Origin of the sequence: uncultured Oscillibacter sp., from assembly GCF_910579365.1 — a bacterium.
In the GTDB taxonomy this organism is placed as follows: Bacteria; Bacillota; Clostridia; order Oscillospirales; family Oscillospiraceae; genus Oscillibacter.
Map to the genome: position 1 here is coordinate 1 of NZ_CAJTUX010000147.1, position 2,078 is coordinate 2,078.

At 55.4% G+C, this 2,078-nt stretch carries 2 protein-coding genes; one reads left to right on the forward strand and one right to left on the reverse strand.

Going from position 1 to position 2,078, the window contains the following annotated elements:
• Positions 1-281: response regulator (locus tag QZ329_RS15535; RefSeq protein ID WP_295753903.1), on the reverse strand; the 281-nt coding region annotated here is incomplete at its 3' end.
• Between the two features lie 548 nt (positions 282-829).
• Between QZ329_RS15535 and QZ329_RS15540 the strand changes: the two genes are divergently transcribed.
• Positions 830-2,038: a hypothetical protein gene (locus QZ329_RS15540; RefSeq protein WP_295753905.1), complete on the forward strand. Its 1,209-nt coding sequence runs from the start codon at positions 830-832 to the stop codon at positions 2,036-2,038.
• The last annotated feature ends 40 nt before the right edge of the window (positions 2,039-2,078 follow it).

The following is a 2,078-nucleotide window of genomic DNA, read 5'->3' on the forward strand; positions in this document are numbered from 1 at the left end:
CCGGCCCGCAGGCCGTTGACCTTATCCTGCTCTGTGATCCGCGCCGTCAGGAACAGGATAGGGCAGACGATATGATTCCGAATGACCTTGCACAGCTCCAGCCCGTCCATCCCCGGCATATTGATGTCCAGCAGAATGAGATTTGGCTTTGTAGTCAGCTTCGCCAGGGCTTCATCGCTGCTGTTGGCTACGGAAACCGTATAGCCGTGATCCTGCAAATGAGTGGAAAGCAATTCGGTCAGGATAGGTTCATCATCCACGATCAAAATTCTGTACGCCATGCGAACACCTCCACTCTTTTTTATCGTATAGGGAGAACGTCAAAATTTGGTCAAGAATAAAACTCAATGGCATATTTCAATTATATACTGTGGAGCGTCAAATATCAATTGTGCAAAAGGAAGCCGATTAAATGATATACCCGCCCCAGAAATAGAAGCAGGTTTCGCTCACCATGTCACTCCTTCACTTCCTGTTCTCAAAATCAGCAGCAGGCTCGCAGTGCCCAAAAAGAATTTACGGAGCGGGTGTCGTGGCACACCCTGGGAGGTGCGGAGTGAAGTGCACACCGCGGCCCAAGCGTGATCCTGTCAGGAACTACTTCCAACTACCCAATGGGATATTCCTGCTGACAAGCTGTTTGAGGCGAATGTGAGGACGCTGTACGGAGACATTCCGGCGGCTTTGACGGAGCCTGCGGGAAAGGAAAATTTTTGCCGGACCCTATGCAGCCAGCATATGGTATTCTCTGGTTTGATCTGGTAAAGTAAAAGCAAATGGAAGGACAGAGGTTCTTTTCAAGCAAACAAATAGAAAGGATGGTTATACCATGCAGGTCAACGGAGTATCCCCCGGCGGGAAAGAGCTGGAGCTGTTTCCCGGCCTCAGCATCCAAATCCCCTTCGGTGCGGTCTATGCCAGAAACGAGGACGGCAACTGGGACCTCTCCATGCCTTGTCCCACCCCCAAGAGCTACCGGGACGGCCCCTTCGAGCTGGATGATGAGGCGCAGCTTGACTGGAAACTCACCGATTTCCGTAAAATCGTTGACGGGACCGTCGAAGTGCCCCGGGACCAGGCCGCCAAGGCGGCGGCGGAGAATCTGGAGGAGCTGGCGCAAAAGCTCACCGAGGACCAGGACCAGAGCGAGAGCGACGAGGACCGCTATACCTTCGATATGGATGAGAAGGAGGACGGCCTGACCTTCCAGGCCAATTTCTCCACCGCCCAGGCCGGAGGCTCCTATGAAAAGCCTGTAACCAGGGGCAATGTGACGCTGTGCGTGGTCCACCAGCGGATGCGGGTCATGCGTTTCCACATCACCGTCAGCTATCTGCTGGCCGCCGTGACGGACTATCCCCAGGTACGCTTTTACATCGCAGGCCTGGGCGTCCCGGACGAGGAAAAGCGTCAGGAAATCCTGGACAAGGGCCTCTTTCCCATGCTTTTCACCCTGAACTTCACCGCCCCGCCCAGCCTCTTTGACCTCCTGGGCAAAAAACCCGAGGAGCTGTTCCCCGCCGCTGTTCAGAGCCTGAACTTTACCGCCGGGGAGACGGTGGAGGCGGGGGAATTTGCCGTCACCATCCCCGATGGCCTCCACTACACTCGGACCGAGAACCCCGAGACCCGGCTTTTCACCGCCATTCCCCGGGAGATTCCCTTTGACGCTGAGGACTTCTGGGCCTATTCCGCTGTGGCCCTGACCCTCCAGACCGGGGCGCCCATCGTGAACATCCACGCGCCCCTGGACACCGCCGATGGGGAAAAGGAAGTGGAGCTGATTTTACAGTCGCTGAGTATAAGCGACTCCAGCAGCGCCGGGCAGACGGCGGCGGGAAAAACCACTCGGGCCGCCCGGAGCCCGGACCATTACATCTGCTATGAGCTGATCGACGACAACGACGTGGATATAAATTTCCGCTACTATGTTTTTACGAAGAGTTTCCTCTATGCCGGTCAGTACGTGGGCAAAAAGGCGGGCCTGGGCCCGAACTACCGCAAGACTCACACCGGTCTTTTGGAGCAATGCCATTAAGTTAACCAGATATTCCCAAGTAAAGCGCAAAAAAGCACTT

Bases quoted from the DNA above. Each gene is read 5' to 3' on its own strand.
- QZ329_RS15540 (WP_295753905.1), top strand. From the start codon at position 830: ATGCAGGTCAACGGAGTATCCCCCGGCGGGAAAGAGCTGGAGCTGTTT.